General features: G+C 34.0%; 21 protein-coding genes. 18 read left to right on the top strand and 3 right to left on the bottom strand.

Features of this window, described 5'->3' with window-relative positions:
* Position 1: 1 nt before the first annotated feature.
* On the bottom strand, positions 2-730 hold the full coding sequence (locus tag OB_RS09540; RefSeq protein ID WP_011066251.1) for a glycerophosphodiester phosphodiesterase family protein: 729 nt from the start codon (positions 728-730) through the stop codon (positions 2-4).
* Between the two features lie 125 nt (positions 731-855).
* On the opposite strand from OB_RS09540, the gene OB_RS09535 reads away from it, so the two are divergent.
* On the top strand, positions 856-1659 hold the full coding sequence (locus OB_RS09535) for an SDR family NAD(P)-dependent oxidoreductase (RefSeq protein WP_011066250.1): 804 nt from the start codon (positions 856-858) through the stop codon (positions 1657-1659).
* A gap of 12 nt (positions 1660-1671) precedes the next feature.
* On the top strand, positions 1672-1983 hold the full coding sequence (locus OB_RS09530) for an iron-sulfur cluster biosynthesis family protein (protein ID WP_011066249.1): 312 nt from the start codon (positions 1672-1674) through the stop codon (positions 1981-1983).
* Between the two features lie 270 nt (positions 1984-2253).
* Here OB_RS09530 and OB_RS09525 read toward each other — a convergent pair whose 3' ends face one another.
* Positions 2254-3174, bottom strand: a complete 921-nt coding sequence (locus tag OB_RS09525) for an aldo/keto reductase (RefSeq protein WP_011066248.1) — start codon at positions 3172-3174, stop codon at positions 2254-2256.
* Positions 3175-3275: 101 nt separating this feature from the next.
* Between OB_RS09525 and OB_RS09520 the strand changes: the two genes are divergently transcribed.
* The 8 genes from OB_RS09520 (at position 3276) to OB_RS09485 (ending at position 9766) form a co-directional block, all read left to right on the top strand.
* Positions 3276-3821, top strand: a complete 546-nt coding sequence (locus OB_RS09520; RefSeq protein ID WP_011066247.1) for an NUDIX hydrolase — start codon at positions 3276-3278, stop codon at positions 3819-3821.
* A gap of 94 nt (positions 3822-3915) precedes the next feature.
* Complete coding sequence (gene spoIIM, locus OB_RS09515; protein ID WP_011066246.1) at positions 3916-4554, top strand: stage II sporulation protein M; 639 nt, start codon at positions 3916-3918, stop codon at positions 4552-4554.
* 105 nt (positions 4555-4659) lie between these two features.
* Positions 4660-5115 (top strand): Fur family transcriptional regulator, encoded by a 456-nt coding sequence (locus OB_RS09510; protein WP_011066245.1) that lies wholly within the window; start codon positions 4660-4662, stop codon positions 5113-5115.
* Between the two features lie 114 nt (positions 5116-5229).
* Positions 5230-5436, top strand: a complete 207-nt coding sequence (locus OB_RS09505) for a YqzK family protein (protein ID WP_011066244.1) — start codon at positions 5230-5232, stop codon at positions 5434-5436.
* A gap of 4 nt (positions 5437-5440) precedes the next feature.
* Entirely contained in the window at positions 5441-6334 is an 894-nt protein-coding gene (gene xerD / locus OB_RS09500; protein WP_011066243.1) for a site-specific tyrosine recombinase XerD, read from the top strand.
* A gap of 97 nt (positions 6335-6431) precedes the next feature.
* Positions 6432-7610 carry a phosphopentomutase gene (gene deoB / locus OB_RS09495; protein ID WP_011066242.1) on the top strand — a complete coding sequence of 393 codons (1179 nt, stop codon included), beginning with the start codon at positions 6432-6434 and terminating at the stop codon, positions 7608-7610.
* 17 nt (positions 7611-7627) lie between these two features.
* The gene (locus tag OB_RS09490; RefSeq protein WP_011066241.1) at positions 7628-8443 is read left to right on the top strand and encodes a purine-nucleoside phosphorylase; all 816 of its coding nucleotides are present in this window, start codon (positions 7628-7630) and stop codon (positions 8441-8443) included.
* 30 nt (positions 8444-8473) lie between these two features.
* On the top strand, positions 8474-9766 hold the full coding sequence (locus tag OB_RS09485; protein WP_011066240.1) for a pyrimidine-nucleoside phosphorylase: 1293 nt from the start codon (positions 8474-8476) through the stop codon (positions 9764-9766).
* Positions 9767-10071: 305 nt separating this feature from the next.
* On the opposite strand, the gene OB_RS09480 is transcribed toward OB_RS09485, so the two are convergent.
* Positions 10072-10794 (bottom strand): 3-ketoacyl-ACP reductase, encoded by a 723-nt coding sequence (locus tag OB_RS09480; RefSeq protein ID WP_011066239.1) that lies wholly within the window; start codon positions 10792-10794, stop codon positions 10072-10074.
* 169 nt (positions 10795-10963) lie between these two features.
* Here OB_RS09480 and OB_RS09475 point away from each other — a divergent pair, with 169 nt between their 5' ends.
* The 8 genes from OB_RS09475 (at position 10964) to OB_RS09440 (ending at position 18101) form a co-directional block, all read left to right on the top strand.
* A complete protein-coding gene (locus OB_RS09475; RefSeq protein WP_011066238.1) occupies positions 10964-12130 on the top strand; it encodes a D-alanyl-D-alanine carboxypeptidase family protein in 1167 nt (388 codons plus the stop codon).
* A 105-nt stretch (positions 12131-12235) separates the two neighbouring features.
* Entirely contained in the window at positions 12236-12589 is a 354-nt protein-coding gene (gene spoIIAA / locus OB_RS09470; RefSeq protein ID WP_011066237.1) for an anti-sigma F factor antagonist, read from the top strand.
* Positions 12586-13026 carry an anti-sigma F factor gene (spoIIAB, locus tag OB_RS09465; protein WP_011066236.1) on the top strand — a complete coding sequence of 147 codons (441 nt, stop codon included), beginning with the start codon at positions 12586-12588 and terminating at the stop codon, positions 13024-13026. The genes spoIIAA and spoIIAB overlap by 4 nt, the downstream gene beginning before the upstream one ends.
* Before the next feature lie 9 nt (positions 13027-13035).
* Positions 13036-13788, top strand: coding sequence for an RNA polymerase sporulation sigma factor SigF (sigF, locus tag OB_RS09460; protein WP_011066235.1), 753 nt, complete (start codon positions 13036-13038; stop codon positions 13786-13788).
* Positions 13789-13919: 131 nt separating this feature from the next.
* A protein-coding gene (locus OB_RS09455) for an IS1182-like element ISOih1 family transposase (RefSeq protein ID WP_076611967.1) occupies positions 13920-15279 on the top strand; the annotation gives its coding sequence in 2 pieces (ribosomal slippage) (positions 13920-14486 and positions 14488-15279; 1359 coding nt in all).
* Between the two features lie 298 nt (positions 15280-15577).
* A complete protein-coding gene (locus OB_RS09450) occupies positions 15578-16195 on the top strand; it encodes a stage V sporulation protein AA (RefSeq protein WP_011066234.1) in 618 nt (205 codons plus the stop codon).
* Positions 16173-16601, top strand: a complete 429-nt coding sequence (locus OB_RS09445) for a stage V sporulation protein AB (protein WP_011066233.1) — start codon at positions 16173-16175, stop codon at positions 16599-16601. Before OB_RS09450 ends, OB_RS09445 begins: the two co-directional genes overlap by 23 nt.
* A 24-nt stretch (positions 16602-16625) precedes the next feature.
* Complete coding sequence (locus OB_RS09440; RefSeq protein ID WP_011066232.1) at positions 16626-18101, top strand: spore germination protein; 1476 nt, start codon at positions 16626-16628, stop codon at positions 18099-18101.
* The last annotated feature ends 113 nt before the right edge of the window (positions 18102-18214 follow it).

Here is an 18214-nt window from a genome sequence, read left to right as displayed (position 1 = left end):
TTTATAAATAGGTTTGATAGGCAGTTTTTGCAATATCTGGAACATCTGTGAAAACACTATCACAATTATATTTAAAACAAAGTTCGAGTTGTTTTGGCTTATTTACTGTATACACCCTTAGAGGCATATTCTCTGTTTTTGCTTGTTGTACAAGTTTTGGTTGCAAGAGTCGGTGTTTTATATGAATAGCGGTTGCGCCTAAAGATCGAGAAAATAAGGGAAGTTGTTGCCTAGACTTACTTGTAAGCCAACCAATATTTGTATCTCTATTAATTTTATATAATCGTTGAACACTTCTGGTTGAAAAGGTAGAAAAAAACGTTCGATCCAGAAGTCCATAACGTTCAACAAGATTGTAAGTTAATACTTCTAAGTGAAGGTAATCAATTACATTATTTTTTAATTCCAAATGTAATTGTAAAGGTTTATCCTGTATCCATATAAGAAATTCCTCTAATGACATAATTGTTTCCCCGATAAAATTACTTCCAAACCAGCTACCTATATCCATTGATTTTAACTCGTTGTATGTATAATCCTGAAGAAAGCCTTTTCTTCTCATAATTCGTTTTATTTTTTCATCATGAAACAGTATAGGTATTCCATCTTTTGATAATTGAACATCTGTTTCTATACCATCCGCATTCATTTGATGAGCAAGCTCAAACGAAGCTCTTGTATTCTCAGGTGCGTATTTACTTGCTCCTCGATGTGCAATAATCTTCGTCATTCTTTCACCCCTTCATATTATTGTGTTTGATTTTTGGGAAGAAGTCAATTAACAAGAATGTACACACTATGGATTTCACGGTACAATACATGATATACAAAGACATTCTATAAGAGGTTTTTACAATGAAGAATAACCAACGCATAGTGAATAAAAAAATAATTATTACTGGCGCTTCTAGTGGGATAGGAGAGATGTTAGCTAAAAAGGTAGCAAGCCAAGGAGGGTTTCCTATTTTGGTTGCGCGCTCTCGTGATAAGCTCATAACTATTCAAAAAGAAATTGATCAATTATATAATCAAAGAAGTGCTATCTACCCAATTGACTTAACTGACAAAGATAATATAGACAACTTAATACCAGCCATTATCAATGATAATAAACAAATAGATGCATTAATTAATAATGCAGGTCTAGGAGTTTTTGACTCTATAGAAGATATGAATTATGATGACTTATTAGAAACGTTCCAATTAAACGTATTCGCTGGAATCCAATTATCACAAAGTATAATACCGTATCTTAGAAAAACGAATGCAAACACTCAAATTGTAAATGTTATATCTCAGGCTGCCAAAATATCCACGCCAAAATCTGCGAGTTATGCATCATCAAAGCAAGCAATGCTAGGTTTTACAAACGTACTAAGAATGGAGTGTAGGATGTCATCGATTCATGTAATGGCAGTAAATCTAGGTCCAGTAAGAACGAATTTTTTTGAACGGGCAGATAAAGATGGAACGTATAAACAAAATGTAGAGAAATACATGTTAGACCCAGAACGAGTGGCAGATAAAATCGTTACACATTTATTTACGAGAAAACGTGAGATAAACATGCCTTGGTGGATGGAAATAGGTAGTATCGTATATCGAATTATGCCAGGAACAATGGAGTCACTTTTAAGAAATCAATTTGATAAAAAGTAGTAGAGGTGCAAAATGAAATTAGAATTTACGAATCAGGCGAGAGAATTATTACAACAACAATATGAACAAGGGAAGAAATTATATTTATTTTATGATACGGAAGGTTTATGTGGAGTGAATGGTATCCCTACAGTACGTTGGGTTACAAGCTTACCTAAGAATGCAGAAGTTATGGAAACAGATGTATTTCCAACTTATATTAATTCTGAACAAAAAGTGTTCTTTTATAATGAGTTAAAACTTGATGTACGAGGAAGTCTATTTCGATTATATAGTAAAGAAGCTATATTAAACCCTTCTATAACGATAAGTACTGAAGAATAAGGATGCAGGTACCGTTTAGTAAATACAAACTCTGTTATTTAGGGGTTAGGATGAAGGACGGATGATAGATAGAATAAGCATGAAAAATATAAAAAGACAAGACCTGGGCGAACCTCCGATACATGAACAATCGGAGGCTCATCAGGCACATTAGGATAAGAAGAATGTATTTCTGCAGCGGGTTTTCAAAAGCCATCAATTCGATTTATATTTTTTAAGATAATGCTTTTGTCCCAATATCACACTTTCTTGCCTCTTGAATTTATATATTCATCGATGATTATCGTAAGTTGCTTCTTTTGTAAGCTCTTGTAACTGACGATAAAGAGTTTCATCTATATGGTCTGTTTTATCATATTCACGAATATTTTCTTCTAATTGATTTAATGAACTAGCTCCAAAAACGGTTGAAGTAACAGCTGGGTGATCTCCAACGTAATGCATAGCTAATTCTTGTATAGAATAATCGGAACGAATTTCATTTAGTCTTTCATTCAATTTTACTAATTCCTCATAACTATAATTTAAATACCCGTTTTCTCCTTTTTTCTCAATGATATCTTTCATTTGATTGCTTACCAATCCTTTTGCAAGAGGCCCTCTACATACTACACTAATGTTATTTTCTAGTGATAAAGGTAGTATTTCTTCCTCTGGTCTACGATCTAATAGACTATATTGAGTCATTAAAACATCAATAGAGGAACGTTTAGCATATTCTCTTATAACATTTGTTCTGATAGATGAAATACCATACGTGCGTATCAAACCATCTTTTTTTAGTTCTTCAAATGCTTCAATGGTCTCATCAATTGGATCGTCAATGGTTCCACCGTGTAGCATACATACATCCAAATAATCTAATTGCAGTCGACTCAAGCTGTTCCGAACAGCTTGATGAATATATTTTTTCGAAGGATCCCAATACCATTCCTTTGAATCTGCTTGGAAATGATTCCCTACTTTTGAAGTAATGACTACTTGATCCCGGCGATGTTTTATTGCTTTTCCAACAATCTGTTCATTTAAACCAAAATCATATAAATCGGCTGTGTCTAGGTGATTAATTCCATTCTCTATAGCAGTATCAATTATTTCACTTGCATGTTGATAGTCAGATCCAAGCGACATGCATCCTAATGTTAATTCAGATATACTTATGTTAGATTTACCTAGTAAATTATGACGCATTATTTGCCTCCTTATCATATGGATTATATGATTATTGTAGAATTAGTAATAAAAGAATACAACTTATACACACATAGGAATTAAGAAAGGAAGAAAATCACATGCATAAATTTGAAGAAAAGACCATTTCATCAGAACAGATATTTAAAGGTAATGTAATAGATTTGAAAGTAGATGAAGTAGAATTACCAAATGGAAAAACTTCAAAGCGAGAAATCGTTGCTCATCCAGGAGCAGTTGGTATAATACCAATTACAAAGGAAGGAAATATTATCCTTGTAGAACAGTACCGCAAACCTTTAGAAAAAGCACTGTGTGAAATTCCTGCTGGAAAGTTAGAAGAACGCGAAAATCCTTTAACAGCAGCTGTGAGAGAATTAGAAGAAGAAACTGGATTTACAACTACTAACCTTTCGTTTGTAACATCTTTTTACACCTCGCCAGGTTTTGCAAATGAACTAATTTATATCTATATAACAGATGATTTAATACAATTAGAACAACCTCCTCAAGGAGATGATGACGAGTTTGTGGAAATAAGGGAGGTTACCTTAGATCAAGCAAAGCAGATGGTATTAAATCAAGAGATACATGATGCAAAAACAAACTATGCTATATTATATCTACATACTCTAAGAAAAGGCTAACTTATATGTAATCTATTAAATATATAAAATAAGTTATTTTTATGTTGAAATACTCATAGATTAGATTATAGATAATCAATTTAGGAGGATTTCGATGCATAAGAGCTATGTAGTCTTCAACCACTTTAAACATCATGCAACTATTTATATATTTACGACTATATTATTTTTAACAGGTATCGTTTTTGGAGCAGTTATAGTAAATAGTATGGATGTTGTACAAAAACAAGATTTATTCTTCTATTTAGAACGATTTTTTATTCAAACTACAGAAGAAGGATCGACATTAAACAATAACGATATTTTATGGCAAAGTTTCTTTTACCATATAAAATATTTAGGGTTAATGTTTATTTTTGCATTAAGTGTTATCGGACTTCCAATTGTATGGATATTAATATTTATTAAAGGTATGGTTGTAGGCTTTTCAGTTGGCTTTATGGTGAATTGGTTAGGTATGGACGGATTAATATTGTCCGCTATTTCAATTGCTCCTCAAAATATTGTCATTATTCCTATTTATATTATCGCTGGAAGTATATGTATGATATTCTCATTAGGATTATTGAGTAAATTAGTTGCTAAAAGAAATAACACCTCCTTATCCCAACCATTTATTAAGTTAACTACTTCGTTTGTTATTTTAATTGTTTGTACGGGGCTTGCAGCTATCTTAGAAGCATACATTTCAAACACGATGATGGTAGAGTGGATACAAAGAGTTTACTTATAGTCGATATTATATTATAATTATTATAATTTAAAAGTGATAATACACTTTGACACGTTGTAATTGGAAGATTATAATATAGTTGGGTAAAGAGGGAGGCGACTATCCATGGAACATCGGATTGACCAAATAAAAAAACAGCTACACTCGCATAGCTATAAATTAACTCCCCAAAGGGAAGCAACGGTACGTGTGCTTCTTGAACGAGAAGAAGATCATCTAAGTGCTGAAGATGTTTATTTACTCGTAAAAGAGAAATCACCAGAAATAGGGTTGGCTACAGTATATCGTACATTAGAATTGCTTTCGGAGCTAAAAATTGTAGATAAAATTAACTTTGGAGATGGCGTTTCTCGTTACGATTTACGAAAAGAAGGCGCAAAACATTTTCATCACCATTTAGTATGTATTGAATGTGGATCTGTTGAAGAAATTGAGAATGATTTATTAGAAGATGTAGAACGTATCGTGCAAACAGACTGGGGATTTGAAGTGAAAGACCATCGGCTTACTTTTCACGGTATATGTAAACAGTGTCAAGAAGTTATTGTTAAAGCAACTTAAACTGCCTTTTTCCAATAGGAAAGAGGCAATATTTTTTGTATCATAAATGTATGTAATATTTAGGGTTAGGACAAGCATATTCTTTCAATAGAATAATTTATTGGGAGATATGTGATGAGTAGACTATTAATCGATATGATAAAAATATTCTTGTTATTTATGATTAGTGCTTGTATCTTTTATTACGCATTACAGCTTATGCATAAAGAATACTTAGACATACACCGGTTTGATCCACCGCAAGGCCCAGCAGTTAAAGTCTTTCAAAAAAATAATGGACTATTTGATCTGCTACCTTTTTATTTGTTAGGAGATGAGTAAAGCGATGTTAGAATATGCGATTGAAGACTTTTTCCATTTTCTACGTATTGAACGTGGTTTATCTGACAATACACTAAGTTCCTATAAAAGGGATTTAACAAATTACTTGCAATATATGAAAGACCATGATAAAACTGCAACGTGGGATAAGATTTCTAGAACTGATATTATGGGATTTCTTTACATGCTAAAAGATCAAGGGAAATCAACAGCAACCATTTCTAGACATATTTCTTCTATTCGTTCTTTTCATCAATTTTTAATTCGTGAACAAATCACATCAAATGATCCTAGTTTACACATTGAAACACCTAAAAAAGATCGTAAACTTCCGGATATTTTATCTCAGGATGAGGTAGATCGATTATTAGAAATTAAGATGAATACGAAACTTTCCGTTCGAAATAAAGCGATGTTAGAATTATTATACGCTACTGGTCTACGGGTATCCGAGTTAATCTCTTTAAACGTGAGTGATTTACACCTAATGATGGGATTTGTGCAATGTTTTGGAAAAGGATCTAAAGAAAGAATTGTTCCACTTGGTGATACGGCTAAACATTATCTAGAAAAGTATATTTCTGAGGCTCGAGATAGTTTGATTAAAAAGAATAATCGTGAAGATGCCTTATTTGTTAATCAACATGGGAGAAGACTTACTAGACAAGGTTTTTGGAAAATCTTAAAAGGGCTTACATTAGAAGCTGGAATTTTAAAAACAATTACACCTCATACACTACGCCACTCTTTTGCTACACATTTATTAGAGAATGGGGCAGATTTGCGTTTAGTGCAAGAGATGTTAGGTCATGCAGATATATCAACAACTCAAGTGTATACACATGTCACAAAGGCTCGCTTAAAAGATATGTATCAATCTTATCATCCTAGAGCCTAATTTTTTTCAACTATGTCGTCTGACATCTAACATCAGTGAGAAGAAACATAGTAAAAGCATGTTTTGGGAATATACATAACAGGAGGTATGACAAACAATGAATAATTTTAAACGGGTGTTTTTAATAGTAATGGATTCAGTAGGAATTGGAGAAGCCCCCGATGCGAGAGATTTTAATGATGTAGGAGCAAATACATTAGGGCATATTGCAGAGAATATGAATGGGTTAAATATGCCTACAATGGCAAGTCTTGGATTAAGCAATATTCGAAAGATTGAAGGTATCGAGGCATCAGCTCAACCGAGAGCGCATTATACTAAAATGCAAGAAGCATCTAATGGTAAAGATACAATGACAGGACATTGGGAAATTATGGGGTTGCATATAGAAAAACCGTTTCGTACATTTCCAGATGGGTTTCCAGATGAATTGATCGAAGAATTAGAACAAAAAACCGGACGTAAGGTGATTGGAAATAAACCTGCCTCTGGTACAGAGATACTTGATGAGCTTGGACAGCAACATATGGATACTGGCTCACTAATCGTTTATACATCAGCTGATTCAGTATTACAAATTGCTGCTCATGAAGAGATCATTCCAATAGATGAGCAATATAGAATTTGTGAAATTGCTAGAGAACTAACTTTAGATGAAAAATACATGGTTGGAAGAGTAATCGCACGTCCATTTATTGGTGAACCAGGTGCATTTGAACGTACATCTAATCGACATGACTATGCATTGAAGCCATTCGGCAGAACAGTTATGAATGAATTAAAAGATAATAATTATGACGTCCTAGCATTAGGGAAAATATCGGATATTTATGATGGAGAAGGAGTCACAGAATCAATCCGAACAAAGGATAACAACGATGGTATGGTACAATTACGAAAGTCAATGGATAAATCGTTTACTGGATTGAACTTCTTAAACCTCGTTGATTTTGATGCGAAATATGGTCACCGAAGAGATCCAGTGGGATATGGAAAAGCTTTAGAAGAGTTTGATGAACAATTACCAGAGATTATAGAGCAACTACACGATGATGATCTACTGATAATTACTGCTGATCATGGAAATGACCCTATTCATCATGGTACTGACCATACAAGAGAATACGTACCATTAGTCGTTTATCATAATCAAATTAAACAAGCAAAAGAATTACCGATTAGAAAAACATTTGCGGATATAGGAGCAACTATTGCAGATAACTTTGGAATTAAGCTGCCTGAACACGGAGAAAGCTTTTTGAACGATATTAAGTAGTAATGGGGGAAGATAGAATGGATAATCAATTTATTCAAGAAGCAGCAAGTTTTATAAAAGAAAAAATGAACAGAGAACCATCAATAGGTTTAATCTTAGGATCTGGTCTAGGTGTATTGGCAGATGAAATTGAGGATGCAATCCATATTGAATATAAAGATATCCCTCATTTTCCTACGTCAACGGTTTCTGGTCATAAAGGTCAACTAGTAATTGGTGCAATGGAAGGAAAGCAAGTTATTGCAATGCAAGGTCGTTTTCATTACTACGAAGGGTATACCATGCAACAAGTAACATTTCCAGTACGAGTAATGAAAGAATTAAATATAGAACAATTAATTGTTACAAATGCAGCTGGAGGAGTAAATGAATCTTTCTCTGCTGGTGACTTAATGTTAATTACAGATCATATTAATCAAATGGGAGACAATCCATTAATAGGTCCAAATGATAATAGACATGGGCCTCGTTTTCCTGATATGTCTACTGCGTACGATAAAGACTTATTAAAACTAGCAAAAAATATTGCTGGAAAATTAGATTTAGCTGTACAACAAGGTGTGTACGTTGGTAATAGTGGACCCGTTTATGAAACACCGGCTGAGGTTAGGATGATACGTATTCTAGGTGGAGATGCAGTAGGAATGTCAACTGTTCCTGAGGTAACTGTAGCTAACCATGCAGGTATTAAGGTACTTGGAATTTCATGTATTTCAAATATGGCAGCAGGTATATTAGATCAACCTTTAACACATGATGAAGTGATCGAAACAACAGATAAAGTGAGAGAGAGCTTTTTACAATTTGTTCGAAATATCATTCAATCAATGTAATGGTACAAGTTTGGAGAGGGTGGAGAAATTATGAATACGGTAGAAATTATTAATAAGAAAAAATATGGAGAAGTGTTAACTTACGAAGAATTACAGCATGTAATTACTGGATATGTAGAAGGAAGTATTCCCGATTATCAAGTATCTTCTCTATTAATGGCAATTTATTTTAATGGATTAACGAATCAGGAAACATCTGACTTGACTGAAATTATGGTGAATTCCGGAGATCAGATAGATATGTCATTCTTAAATACAATTGTGGTAGATAAGCATTCTACAGGTGGTGTAGGAGATAAAGTCAGTCTAATTGTGGCACCAATTATCGCTTCATTAGGTATTCCATTTGCAAAGATGAGTGGAAGAGGTCTAGGACATACGGGAGGTACAGTAGACAAGTTAGAATCTATTGAAGGATTTCACACAGAATTACCATTAGATAAATTTAAAGAACAAGTGAAAGAGCAAGGTATCGCATTAGTTGGACAATCCGGAAACTTAGTACCTGCAGATAAAAAATTATATGCATTACGTGATGTAACAGGTACAGTGGATTCGATTCCTTTAATTGCTAGCTCTATTATGAGCAAAAAAATTGCTTCAGGAGCAGATTCGATTGTATTAGATATAAAAGTTGGTAATGGTGCTTTTATGAAAACGGTAGAAGAAGCTGAAAAACTAGCTACTGCTATGGTTGAAATTGGTAAAAAATTAGATCGTGAAACAGTTGCTGTACTTACAAGAATGGACCAGCCTTTAGGAGATGAAATTGGCAATGCGAATGAAGTTATTGAAGCTATAAAATTACTACGGGATAATGATTATAGCAAAGATATTTATGATGTATCTGTAGAGATTGCTTCACAAATGGTATTGCTTGCGAAAAAAGCTTCAACAATTGAAGAAGCAAAAAGCTTGGTTTCTGATGTAATTACAAATGGTAAGGCGTATAGTAAATTAGTTGAATTTGTTGAAGCACAAGATGGAAATATAGAAAGTGTGAATGAAATAAAAGCTAATCAATCTATTGATGTATTAAGTGATGAGGAAGGGTACTACGCATCTGTGAACACACAATCAATTGGTGAGGCTGCTATGCTACTTGGAGCTGGAAGAGAGACGAAAGAAGATCAGATTGATCATCAAGTAGGAATAACATTCCATGTTAAATTAGGAGATGCAATTAAAAAAGGAGATAAAATTGCAACCATCCATTCAAATAAACAAAACAATGATGAAGTTATTCAAAAGATTAAAAAAGCAATGACATATACTACAGAAGCTGTAGAATCGAAGAATAGCGTAATTAAAATTATCAAGTAAATTAGAACATAATTTTGTCCTAACCATATTAAGATAAGAAAAAATAAGAACCTAAATTCTTCTAAACCTTATGTTTTTATAAGAGGAATTTTAGGTTTTTATTATATTGATTTCAATGTAATACGTTATTAATAAATGAGGATATACTTCTGTTAATAATGTATGTTTGTCTTATAAAATAATGATTGAGGCTATTATAATAAAGTATGTTTTTGCAAAGGGATTATGTAATAATGATCCATTGAGACGAGAGTAAGGAAACTTATTAATGTTAAATAAGCTCCCTTTTTTTCATCTCAAAAAACCTAGAACGGGTTTGTGGCCCATTGTAGAGATTGTTTTATAAATATACGAGGATGTAACTTTAATTGAGATACAATATACTCAGCTAGATCTTCTGGTTGCATAAACTTATCTTCGTTCTTTTCAGATAAATCATTGCCAAATACTAATTCTGTAGCAACTAAACTTGGGTTCATCGTAAATACACGTATATTATTTGGTCGGACTTCTTGCATTAATGCTTCTGCCATACCTTGGATTGCAAATTTTGAACCGCTATAAGCAGTAGAACCAGCTGTACCTTTTAAACCATTACTGGAAGAAATCATGATAATATCTCCTTGGTTTTTCTCTTTCATATGTGGTAACACCCGACGTGTCACATGATAGGTTCCAAAGACATTTACATGGAATATTTGTTTCCACTCCGCAGAGGTTACTTCATCTACATTGCCATAAGTTGATATTCCTGCATTATTTATGAGAATATCTGCTTTTCCGAGAAGACCTTCAAGTTGTGTAATAGCATTATCTACTTGAGTTTCATCACTAATATCTACTACTTGATATTGAGAACTTACTCCTAAATTTTGAATCCTTTCTGATACATCTTTTAATTTTTGTTCAGAGCGAGCTAATAAACCGATATTCACTCCTTGTTTAGCTAACTCAATAGCCGTTGCTTTTCCAATCCCACTACTCGCACCCGTTATATACGCTATCTTTCCTTTAATAGATTGTCCCAAATGGATTTCCCTCCTAATTTCTTTATTTATGTACAAATTATACGGAATAATTAGCTAGCTATCAAAATAAAAGTTCATCGTTTTAGGAAGTAAGATAATTTCATCAGAGGTATGAAAACACTAATTGAAGGAAAAACTATTGCTATATATTGAAGTTGGAGGTAAGGCTATGAGAAAGATACGAAACATAATGATAATTGGGTTACTAGGTGTATTATTTTTTGGTCATACCGTATCAGCAGAAGAAAGTAACCAGGAGGTTAATTTAATTGAAGATGCTACTTCTGGAATACTTATGGAACAAGATACTGGGACAATTCTATATGATAAAAATGCACACGAACAACTTCCCCCAGCAAGTATGACAAAGATTATGACTTTGCTATTAATAATGGAATCCTTAGAAAAAGGAGATATAGCAAAGGATGATGTTGTTATTGTAAGTGATAAAGCCGCTTCCATGGGAGGTTCTCAGATATTTTTGGAAGCTGGAGAAGAAATGACAGTAAATGATTTATTAAAAGGAGTTGCAGTAGCATCAGGTAATGATGCAAGTGTTGCTTTAGCAGAAAAAATAGCTGGTAGTGAAGAAGCGTTTGTTAATAAGATGAATGAAAAAGCAAAAGAATTGAATTTAAAAAATACATTATTCCAAAATACTACCGGATTGCCTGAGGAAAATCATTATAGTAGTGCTTATGATATGGCAATTATGGCAAACGAACTTTTAAAGCACGAGTCAATTACAGAATACACATCAATCTATGAGGATTATCTTCGCCAAGGACAAGACAATGAATTTTGGCTTGTTAATACAAATAAATTAGTTCGATTTTACAAAGGCGCGGATGGGTTAAAGACTGGTTATACGAGTGAAGCGAAATATTGCTTAACAGCTACTGCAAAACGAGATAATATGCGTGTTGTTGCCGTAGTGATGGGAGCAAAGTCACCAAAAGAAAGAAACAGTATGGTAACAGAATTGCTTGATTATGCATTCCACAGCTATGAAACAAATCCTTTATTCTCAAAAGGCGACAAGGTAACGGAAGTAGATTTATTAAAGGCTGATCAATCGAAGGTAGATATCGTTACGGATCATTCTGTAAGTACGATTCACAAAAAAGGTGACGAGAAGAAGAATATTTCTACAGAAGTAAAATTACAAGAATCTTGGACATTCCCCATTCAAAAAGGGGATGAAGTAGGTAAATTAATCATTAAAGATGGAGATACAATTATATCTGAAGTACCATTAACGGTTAGTAAAAATATAGAAAAAGCATCATTTAGTGATCTAATGAAAAGATCCTTACAAGAATTGGTGAAACATTAATAATAAAGTAACTTTTTCACTTCTTTTGTCGACAGGCAGGAATTCGCTTAAGTCTTGAAGAAATTAGCTATCTAAGAAATATTTTAAAGGGAGGAATCGTGAAACATGGCACTTCATTCTGACTTTGATGTTGTAGGGGATGTCCTCATCGTCAGACTTTCTGGGGAATTGGACCATCATGAGACGGAGGCTTTAAGAGATATATGGAAGGATATGATATATAACAATCCGATTAAACACGTTATATTAAATTTAGAACAAGTAAGTTTTATGGATTCTTCTGGTTTGGGAGTAGTACTAGGAAGGTATAAAGAGGTAATACAATTAGGGGGAGAAATGATGGTGTGTTCCGTCTCTCCTCCAATACAACGGTTATTTGAAATGTCAGGGCTATTTAAAATAGTTCGTAAAGCGGAAAATGAACGTTATGCATTAGAGGCATTGGGGGTGGCATCATGAAAAATGAAATGTCCCTCGCATTTGCAAGTGTCAGTGAAAATGAAGCATTTGCTCGTGTAGCAGTAGCTTCTTTTATAACACAGTTAGATCCGACTATGGATGAGTTGACGGAAATTAAGACCGTTGTATCTGAAGCAGTAACCAATTCAATCATTCATGGATATCATAATGAACCTCACCATAAAGTTTACATTGAATGCGTGCTTCAGGATGATGAAATTGAAATAACCATTCGTGATGAAGGAGTTGGTATAAAGGATATTGATGAAGCAAGAGAACCTTTGTATACTTCGAAGCCAGAACTAGAACGATCTGGAATGGGATTTACAATTATTGAAAACTTTATGGATTCTGTGGAAGTTATTTCTGCTCCCGAAAAAGGTACTTCCGTATATATGACCAAACAACTTTCGAAATCAAAAACTGTTTATAATTAAGGTCTAATCATGAATGTGAATAAAACACGGGAGCGGGAGCAGCTTTCCGATGAGCAGGTAAAAGAACTTATACGTTTGAGCCAGCAAGGGGACCAATCAGCAAGAGACCGTTTAGTAGAGAAAAATATACGACTTGTATGGTCAGTAGTTCAACGATTTATTAATCGGGGGTACGATCCGGATGATTTATTTCAAATTGGAAGTATTGGTTTAATAAAATCAATTGATAAATTTGATTTAAGTTATGATGTTAAATTTTCCACCTATGCTGTACCGATGATTATCGGAGAGATTCAGCGTTTTATTCGTGATGATGGCAGTATTAAAGTAAGTAGATCTTTGAAAGAAATAGGAAATAAAATAAGAAGAAAAAAAGATGAAATGACGAAACAATATGGGCGTTCGCCAACTGTGAACGAATTAGCAGAAGCGCTTGAATTACAGCCGGAAGAAGTTGTTCATGCGCAAGAAGCAGCAAAGTCACCACAATCGATCTATGAGACCGTGTTTGAAAATGATGGTGATCCAATAACATTGTTAGATCAGATCGCAGATCAAGATTCAAAGTGGTTTGAAAAACTATCATTACAAGAAGCAATTCGAAGTTTGACGGAAAGAGAGCGTCTAATCATATATCTTCGTTATTATAAGGATAAAACACAAACAGAGGTAGCAGAAAGATTAGGAATTTCACAGGTACAAGTATCACGACTAGAGAAAAAGATTTTAGAGGATATGAAAAAAAATATGGATACAAGTTAGCACGTAAAGAGCCTCCTTTTTGGGAGGCTCTCAGGCTGTCGAGAAACCCTCGGCAGTCTATTTTTATGTGGGAAACAGCCCCAATTGACCGTAATTATTTGGTATAATAGAAGTACCAAACAAAGGCGGTGATGAGCTTGTTTCACACGAGAAAACACATGCAAAATGAAATGGAATTTGTTTGTTTAGAAGATTTAGTCCCCCAAGACCATTTACTACGGAAAATAGATAAATACATTGATTTCTCTTTTATTATTGAAAAAGTAAAACCTTATTATTGTGAAGATAATGGTCGTCCCTCTCTAGACCCCCTTATTTTATTCAAAATGATGTTTGTTGGGTATTTTTTTGGCATTCGTTCGGAACGCCAACTTGAAAAGGAAATTCAAACAAATAATGCTTACCGCTGGTTTCTAGGTTTAAAACTGACAGATCCAGTTCCTCACCATTCTACCATCAGTTGGAACCGTCGAACCCGTTTTAAAGATACGGAGATTTTCCAAGAAATTTTTGATGAAATTGTTCTCCAAGCTATGAATCACCGTATGGTTGGAGGAAGAGTTCTTTTTACGGATTCCACTCATTTGAAAGCGAATGCCAATAAACATAAATTTAGTCGGGAAGAAGTCGAAGTGGAAACACGAGACTACGTAGAAGAACTAAACCAAGCCATTCAAGAGGATCGTAAACAGAATGGAAAAAAAGGTCCTAAGAGATAGAGAGGAAGTGAAACAAGTCAAAACCATTCGGAAAAGTAAAACAGATCCGGAAAGTGGTTTTATGTCTCGGGACCACAAACAAGAAATGTTCTGTTACTTAGATCATCGAACCACAGATATGAAATATAATATTATTACAGACGCGTACGTCACTCCGGGAAATGTACATGATTCGGTCCCTTATCTGAAACGGTTAGACCGGCAAATCAAACGGTTTGATTTTATCGTGGAAGCAGTGGCTTTAGACTCCGGTTATTTAACGAATCCAATCTGTAAGGGATTAGCTGATCGGAATATATTCGGCGTCATCGCTCACCGTCGCTATCATCCAACGAAAGGGTTATTTCCGAAGTGGAAATTCCGTTATGATGAAGACCGAGATAGTTATACTTGTCCGAATGGAGAAGAATTGCCATATAAAACAACGACACGAGAAGGTTACAGAGAATTTAAATCAGACCCAAAAAAGTGTATATCCTGTCCGCTTTTGAAACAGTGTACCCGCTCGAATAATCATCAGAAAGTAGTCACCCGTCATGTTTGGGAAGAACATAAAGAACACGTGCGATTAAACCGGTTATCCGTTTCCGGAAAAAAGCTATACAAATTTAGAAAAGAAAAAGTAGAGCGAAGTTTTGCAGACTCTAAAGAGCTGCATGGACTTCGCTACTGCAGGTTGAGGGGATTGCAGAATGCGGGAGAGCAAGTATTACTCACCGCAGCCTGCCAGAACATGAAGAAGATTGCCATCTACCTATCCAAGCAAGGATAGGTAGATGGGAGTTTATTTTCATGATATATCTTATTTTTCTCTTGATTATTTTAACCATATAAAAAAGCTTGCAGAGAAAATACCATACTTTCTCTACAAGCTGATAGCCTCCTTTTTGGGAGGCTCTATTTTTAGTGTAATATTCTTCTACAAAAACATAATTGCTAAGTTCCATTAAGAAAATAGTAGTAAGTAAGCTAGAAAACAACTTGAATTGAAATTTGCACGATTTATAATAAAAACCTTTGAATTGACTAATACTATACTCAATCTACATTACAGGAAAGAAGGCTGAATTATGGCTGATATTGTCTACTTACGTATGCATAAAAAAGTTAATATTGCCCATAAAAAGCAATTGTATTTAGAGGATATTGCTCATATTTCCTCTAATGTTTCCTATAAAAAAAAACTTGAGTTGACGCCTATTTATCGCATTACTGAAAAAGATAAAAACATATTAATAATCGATAGCTTCTTAATTGTAGATCATTTAATTTCTATATTCCCTAATATTGAAATTCAATTATTGGGTTATGAACAAACAATTATCCATATTCAGAATAGAAAAAAGCAGACCAACCTATGGATTGTTTCTTTCGTATGGTTATTACTGTTTGTTGGTACTGCTATGACTATCATGAATTTTCATTATGACGTAAGTATGCAGCAAGTACATCAAAAAATTTATTTACTCTTAACTGGGGTGGGAAATGAGTTTCCTCTTTGGATTCAGATTCCATACTCCTTGGGTTTAGGAGTAGGAACCTTATTATTTTTCAATCACTGGTTTAATAAACGATTTAATGAAGAACCAAGCCCCTTAGAGATAGAAATATTTAATTATCAACAAGATATTAATCAATATATTACTTACATGGAAAATGACTTAAATGATCCAAGAAATTCTTCTTAAATTCCTCCAAATTTTTATTGGCTTTAGTGGTGGTTTAGCTGTTGGGGCAGGTTTTGTAGCTTTTATAACAGTGCTGGGTATTATCCCGCGCCTAGTACAGTTAAGTAAGTCAGAAGCATTTACAAAAGCATACGGGGGGGCAGTTATATTTGGGTTGTTAATAGGAACTTATTTTTCTTTTGCGCCAATAACACTTAATCAGACTACTATCATAGTTATATTTTGGGGATTATTACATGGAATATTTAATGGAATGTTAGCAGCGGCTTTAACAGAAGTAGTAAATGTCTTTCCTATATTATCCCGAAGAATAGGAATGGACGCATTTGTATTAATTTTTATGATGGCACTATTACTAGGTAAAGTGTTCGGATCCTTATTTCAATGGACCATATTTGTACGATAAACAAAAAGGCAGGTTATCGATTTTATGAATAGACTAAAATCAGAGCAAAAGCGTATGATTTCACCGAAAATTGAAGAGAATTTCAATTATTTGAAGACAAAACTTGGAATTAAAACTTCCTTTGATATAGGTTATCGAGAACTTATTATTCTGAAGCAACGTATTCATATTTATTATGTAACTGGACTTTGTGATACATCAGTTATTCAAGAAATGTTAAAAAAACTAGTAGAAATTAATGATGTAGAAACAAATAAAAGAATGCTTCCAGAAATAATTGAAAATAGACTTGTGCATCAACAAGTTGAGTCCGTTAAAACAATGGATGAAGCAGTTGATCAAGTTCTAAGTGGTCTTGTTGCCGTATTTATAGACGGAGAGCGATATGCTCAAATAGTTGATGTACGTAATTATCCAGGCAGATCTCCAGAAGAACCTGATACAGAAAAAGTTATTCGAGGATCAAGGGACGGTTATACTGAAAATATCATTGAAAATACAGCACTTACCCGGAGAAGGCTACGGGATGAAAATTTAAGAAATGAAATGGTAAAAGTCGGAGAGAGGTCGAAAACAGATGTCTGTATCACTTATCTACAAGATGTAGCTGATGATGGGCTAATTAAACTTATTAAAAACCATATTAGTCAAATTAAACTTGATGGGATATCCATGGCAGAAAAAACATTAGAAGAGTTTTTAATTTTACGAAGATGGAATATATACCCGATGGTTCGTTATACAGAACGTCCAGATGTAGCTGCAAGTCATCTATTAGAAGGACATGTACTGATTTTTGTAGATACATCACCTAGTGCAATTATACTGCCTACCACTTACTTTCACCATCTTCAACACGCTGAAGAATATCGACAAGTACCTTCTATTGGTACGTTTATAAGAATAATTCGATTTATGGCAGTATTAGCAGCGTTATTTTTGTTGCCAACATGGGTATTGTTTGCTAACGAACCGTCCTTATTACCAGAAAGCTTAAGCTTTATTGGTCCTAACGATGAAGGAAATGTACCTATTGTTATACAAGCACTCTTAGCAATGATAGGTATTGAATTTTTACGGATGGCGGCCATTCACACCCCTACACCACTATCAACGTCAATGGGATTAATTGCAGCAGTCTTAATTGGAGAGATAGCGATTGAAGTAGGGTTATTTTCACCTGAAGTTATACTCTATGTATCTACAGCTTCGATAGGTAATTATGTCACGCCAAGTTATGAAATAAGTGTAGCAAATAAAGTTGTTAGTATGACTCTTGTGATTATTGTTGGATTATTTGGCCTCCCAGGTTATATGATATCCATTACTTTGTATATCCTTTTCCTGATTCAAATAAAGTCATTGAAAACACCATATTTATGGCCGTTAATTCCATTTAATTCGAAAGCAATGGTTCAAATTCTTATTCGTGTTCCAGTTCCTTATACGAAGAGTAGACCAAGTATTGTCCATCCTAAAAATAATTACCGTCAACCATAACTTAGTAGGAGCTTGTTCAAATGCTTTTTCGAACAAGCTCTTACTTTTTAAGCATCTTGATTTCAACTCACACTTTTGTTTTTTACAGTGTTGTGATAAAGTGTTTTTATTAT

Source organism: Oceanobacillus iheyensis HTE831 (assembly GCF_000011245.1).
Lineage (GTDB): Bacteria > Bacillota > Bacilli > Bacillales > Amphibacillaceae > Oceanobacillus > Oceanobacillus iheyensis.
The sequence above is the reverse complement of the archived record's forward strand: the minus strand, read 5'-3'. Positions and strand labels throughout refer to the sequence as shown.